This is a genomic window from Xanthomonas sp. SHU 166 (assembly GCF_000364685.1).
In the GTDB taxonomy this organism is placed as follows: Bacteria; Pseudomonadota; Gammaproteobacteria; order Xanthomonadales; family Xanthomonadaceae; genus Xanthomonas_A; species Xanthomonas_A sontii.
This window is the reverse complement of sequence record NZ_AQOJ01000717.1, coordinates 1-5,660: the sequence shown is the minus strand read 5'-3', so window position 1 is coordinate 5,660 and position 5,660 is coordinate 1. Positions and strand designations below refer to the sequence as shown.

Sequence of the window (5,660 nt, the reverse complement as noted above, 5' to 3'; positions counted from 1 at the left end):
CGGACAGTCTTGTGAGCGCGGGCCAGCCGGTCCTGCAACTGGACGGCGCCGATCGCGCGCAGGTGCTGGCGACGCTGCCGGCCGATCGCGCGGCGGCGCTGCAACCGGGCCAGAGCGTGCTCGCCTACCGCAGCAGCGCGCCGCAGCAGGCGCTGCCGCTGCGCCTGCGCAGCGTGTCCGAACGCGTGGACGGCGGGGCCACCGTGCAAGCGCTGTTCGACAGCACCGGTGCCGACGCGGCGCAGCCGCGCAACGGCGAATCGCTGCTGCTGGCCCTGCCCGACAGCGCCGCCGATCAGGCGCCGAGCGTGCCGTTGAGCGCGCTGATCCCGAGCATGGCCGACGGCCAGACCATGCTGTTCGTGTACCGCCAGGACAGCGGCAGCGTGCGCCGTCGTCAGGTCGTCACCGGGCACGCCGAGGGCGGCCGCGTGCAGATCCTGCGTGGCCTGGCTCCGGGCGAGCGCATCGTCGCCGCCGGCGCCGCCTTCCTTCACGACGGCCAGCACGTCGTGCCGTTCCGTCCCACCACCCGTCTCGGCACCGTCTCGCCATGAACCTCACCCGCGCCACCCTGCAATCGAGCCGCCTGGCGCTGTTCAGCGCCGCCCTGATCCTGATCGGCGGCATCGTCACCTTCCTCGGCTTCCCGTCGCAGGAGGAACCGAGCGTGACCGTGCGCGATGCGATCGTGCAGGTCGGTTACCCCGGCATGCCCAGCGAGCGCGTGGAGAACCTGCTCGCGCGTCCGCTGGAGGAACAGCTGCGCGAGATCAGCGGGCTGAAGAAGATCGTCACCACCATCCATCCCGGCAGCGCCATCGTGCAGGTCACCGCGCAGGACAGCGTCAAGGACCTGCCGGCGCTGTGGCAGCGGGTGCGCAGCAAGGCGGCCGAGGCCGGCGCCGAGCTGCCCGCGGGCACGCAGGGGCCGCTGGTCGACGACGACTTCGGCCGCGTCGCCATCGCCTCGATCGCGGTCACCGCGCCCGGCTTCAACACCGCCGAGATGCTCGGGCCGCTGCGGCAGATGCGTGCGCAGCTGTACGCCGTGCCGGGCGTCGAGCGGGTCACCTTCCACGGCCTGCAGGACGAGCGCGTCTATGTCGCCTTCGACCGCACCAAGCTGGGCGAGGCCGGCCTCACCCCGGCCGCGGTCGCGCAGCAACTGCGCGCGCAGAACGTGGTCGCCGGTGGCGGCCTGGTCGCCGCGTCGGGCATGGCGATGACCGTGACCACCTCCGGCGAAGTGCGCGACCTCGACGACCTGCGCAATGCCCCGATCGCCACACAGGGCGCCGACGGCCCACGGCAGATCCCGCTGGCGCAACTGGCGCGGATCGAGCTGATGCCGGTGGATCCGCCGGAGGCCGGCGCCATCTACCAGGGCCAGCCGGCGGTGGTGGTGGCGGTGTCGATGGCGCCGGGCAACAACGTCGCCGAGGTGGGCAAGGCGCTGCGCCGCACCCTGGGCGAGACCGCCAAGATGCTGCCGGTGGGTTTCGCGCAGCACGTGGTCACCTTCCAGGCCGACGTGGTCGAGCGCGAGATGGGCAAGATGCATCACGTGATGGGCGAGACCATCGTCATCGTGATGGCAGTGGTGATGCTGTTCCTCGGTTGGCGCACCGGCCTGATCGTCGGTGCGATCGTGCCGCTGACCATCCTCGGCGCGCTGATCGCGATGCGGGCGCTGAACGTGGAACTGCAGACGGTGTCCATCGCCGCGATCATCCTGGCGTTGGGCCTGCTGGTGGACAACGGCATCGTCATCGCCGAGGACATCGAGCGGCGCCTGGCCGCCGGCGAGGAACGCCGCGCCGCCTGCGAAGCCGCCGGCCGCAGCCTGGCGATCCCGCTGCTGACCTCCTCGCTGGTGATCGTGCTGGCGTTCTCGCCGTTCTTCTTCGGCCAGACCAGCACCAACGAATACATGCGCTCGCTGGCGATCGTGCTGGCGGTGACCCTGCTCGGCTCCTGGCTGCTCAGCATCACCATCACCCCGCTGCTGTGCATGTACTTCGCCCGTGCGCACGCCGCGACGGCCGATGGCCACGGTGATACCTACACGTCCAAACCGTATCGCCTGTACCGGCGCGCGATCGAGGCGCTGCTGGCGCACAAGGCGCTGTTCCTGGGCAGCATGCTGGCCCTGCTGGCCCTTGCGGTGACCGTGCTGGTCTCGGTGCCGTACAGCTTCCTGCCCAAGTCCGACCGCCTGCAGTTCCAGATGCCGGTGACCCTGCAACCGGGCAGCGATGCGCGCGAGACCCTGCGTACCGTGCAGTCGATCAGCCAGTGGCTGGCCGACCGCCGGCAGAACCCGCAGATCGTCGACAGCATCGGCTACGTCGCCGACGGCGGTCCGCGTATCGTGCTCGGCCTGAACCCGCCGCTGCCGGCGGCCAACATCGCCTACTTCACCGTCAGCGTGCGGCCGGGCAGTGACATCGATGCGCTGATCGCCAAGGTGCGCACCCACCTGCGCCAGGCCTACCCTGCAGTGCGGGCCGAGCCCAAGCGCTTTTCGCTGGGCTCGACCGAATCCGGCGTGGCCATCTACCGGGTGATCGGCCCGGACGAAACGCAACTGCGCCGGATCGCCGCCGGCATCGCCGACGCCTTGCGTGCCCTGCCCGGCACGCTGGACGTCAGCGACGACTGGGACAGCCGCATTCCGCGCTACGTGGTGCAGGTGGACCAGGCCAAGGCGCGCCGCGCCGGCGTCGCCAGCGAGGACATCGCCCAGGCGCTGCAACTGCGCTACAGCGGCGTGGACGCTTCGGTGATCCACGACGACGGCAGCAACGTGCCGATCGTGCTGCGCGGCGACAGCGGCCCGCGTGCACGCGGCGGCAATCCTGGCGACACGCCGATCTACCCGTCCTCCGGCGCCGCGCCGCTGCCGCTGTCGGCGATCGCCGACATCCAACTGAGCTCGGAACCCTCGACGATCCAGCGCCGCAACCTGAGCCGCGCCATCACCATCACCGGCCGCAACCCGGACCTGACCACCGACCAGGTGGTGGCCGCGCTGGCCGACAAGGTGGCGGCGCTACGCCTGCCGCCGGGCTACCGCATCGAGATGGGCGGCGAACTGGAGGACGCCGCCGAAGCCAACCAGGCGCTGCTGCAATACATGCCGCATGCGCTGGGCGCGATCCTGCTGCTGTTCGTGTGGCAGTTCAATTCGTTCCGCAAGCTGTTCATCGTGGTCGCCAGCATTCCGTTCGTGCTGATCGGCGCCACCCTCGCCCTGCTGGTCACCGGTTATCCGTTCGGCTTCATGGCCACCTTCGGCCTGCTCGCGCTGGCCGGCATCATCGTCAACAACGCGGTGCTGCTGCTCGAACGGATCGAGGCCGAACTGGCCGATGGCCTGAGCCGGCACGAGGCGGTGATCGCCGCCGCGGTCAAGCGCCTGCGCCCGATCGTGATGACCAAGCTGACCTGCATCGTCGGCCTGATCCCGCTGATGCTGTTCGCCGGGCCGCTGTGGACCGGCATGGCCATCACCATGATCGGCGGCCTGGCCCTGGGCACGCTGGTGACCCTGGGGGTGATTCCGGTGCTGTACGACCTGCTGTTCGCATGCCGCGCCGGCAAGCCGGCGAAGGTCGCGGCATGAAGCGGCGGCGCTGGCACCGCGCGATCCTGGCCTGTGTCGTGCTGTGCATGGCGCTGTGCACCGGCGGCTGCGCCAGCGTCACCCTGCAACGCGTGGATGCGGCGCGCTACATCCAGGCCAAGCGCGGCGACGCGCTGAGCACCGCGCGCCCCAGCGATGCCGCACTGCAGACGCTGAACGTGGCCGGCCTCGACGCGGCACGTTGCACGGCGACGGTGCAGCCATGCATCGACCGGTTGCTCGGCAATGCCGACATGGACCAGGAGCGCACCCTGGCGACGGCGGCGGAACTGTCGCTGCTGGCGGCGCAACGCGCCGCCAGGCAGCACCCGGCCAGCGATGCCACGCTGGCCGCCTGGCTGCAGACCGCGCGTTACGCCTACGCCTACCTGTTCTTCAGCGCACGCACGCCCAGCGAACGCGCCTTCGAGGAACGCCAGACCCAGGTGCGCGACTACTACAACTACGCCGTGCAGCAGGCGGTGACCGCGTTGTTCGCACGCTACCGGCGGCATCCGCCGGCCACGCACGAGGCCGGCGCGCAGATCGCCGCCCTGCCTGACTGGACGGTGACGCTGGATGCCAGCGGCGTCGGCAACCCGCAGGACATGCCGATCCCCGAGACGATGCTGGCGGCCAGCGGCCTGCGTTTCGACGGACTGCGCAGCGTGTATCGGCGCGATGGCTTCGGCGCGGAGATGGTCGCGGTCCTGCCGCAGCCGGCGGCGGAGGCCATCCGCAGCACCGACGCCACTCCTGTCTACAGCGACATGCCCACCCCCAACCTCACGGTGTTGCTGCGTTTCGATGGCCGCACGCTCAAGCAGGTGCTGGCCAGCCACAGCGCGCACGTGGAAGTCCACGACCCCTCGCTCGGCGATCGGGTCACGATGGGCGGTGTCGACGTGCCGCTGGCGGCCAATTTCAGCGCCGGCTACGGCGTGTGGATGGCGCGCGCCGGTTTCGCCGCGCAATCGCTGCGCACCCTGCTCGGCCTCGGGCACGGCATCGACCGGCCGCACGTGTTCCTGACCCAGCCCTACGATCCGAACCGGCGCGTGCTGGTGCTGCTGCACGGGCTGGCCAGCAGCCCGGAAGCCTGGGTCAACCTGGCCAACGACCTGCTCGGCGATCCGCAGGTCCGCGCGCGCTATCAGATCTGGTTCGTCTACTACCCGACCAACCTGCCGATTCCCTACACCCACCTGCAAGTTCGCAACGCCCTGGAGCAGACGCTGGACCAGTTCGATCCGCAACGCCGCAGCGTCTCCGCACATGACATGGTGCTGATCGGGCACAGCATGGGCGGCGTGCTGGCGCGCTTGATGGTGTCTTCCAGCGACGGCGAGCGGCTGTGGCGAACCCTGTTCGACGGGGCGGCGCTGGATCCGCAGGCGCGCCAGGCACTGCACGCCAGGCTCGGACCGATGCTGCAGTTCGCACCGATGCCGGAAGTGTCCGAGGCGATCTTCCTGGCAACCCCGCAGCGCGGCACGCCCGAGGCCGCCGGCACGGTGGGCGAACTGGCACGCGCCGTGATCGGCCTGCCACGGCGCGTGCTCGATCAGTTCCAGGACATCGCGGGCAAGAACATGCTCGACGGGCTACCCAACAGCATCGACAGCCTCAGCGACCACGACCCTTTCATCCTCGCCGCGGCGCAGTTGCCGATCTCACCACAGGTGACCTATCACTCCATCATCGGGCAGGAGGATCCGCGCGTGCCGCTGGCGCAGTCCAGCGACGGCATCGTGCCGTACTGGAGCGCCCACCTGCCCGGCGCCGCCTCGGAAACGGTGATCGTCTCCGGACACAGCGTGCAACGCACGCCGCAGGCGATCCTGCAGATCCGCCGGCTGCTGCATTGAACTGGCGCAGCGTTAACCCCTCAGCGATGCAGCACCAGCCCCACTAAGCCTCTCTCCCTCCGGGAGAGGGGTTGGGGTGAGGGTGCGGGGCGCGCAGCGCCTGCGCCAATCTGGTCATACTAGGCTCCGCCCGAACCCTCATCCGCCCCTGCGGGGCACCTTCT

General features: G+C 70.2%; 3 protein-coding genes. All 3 read left to right on the top strand.

Going from position 1 to position 5,660, the window contains the following annotated elements:
* On the top strand, positions 1-557 hold a 557-nt coding region (locus tag D180_RS16680; RefSeq protein WP_043091202.1), incomplete at its 5' end, for an HlyD family efflux transporter periplasmic adaptor subunit.
* Positions 554-3,628: an efflux RND transporter permease subunit gene (locus D180_RS16675; protein ID WP_017913693.1), complete on the top strand. Its 3,075-nt coding sequence runs from the start codon at positions 554-556 to the stop codon at positions 3,626-3,628. The genes D180_RS16680 and D180_RS16675, both read left to right, overlap by 4 nt.
* On the top strand, positions 3,592-5,496 hold the full coding sequence (locus D180_RS16670) for an alpha/beta hydrolase (protein ID WP_017913692.1): 1,905 nt from the start codon (positions 3,592-3,594) through the stop codon (positions 5,494-5,496). The genes D180_RS16675 and D180_RS16670 overlap by 37 nt, the downstream gene beginning before the upstream one ends.
* The last annotated feature ends 164 nt before the right edge of the window (positions 5,497-5,660 follow it).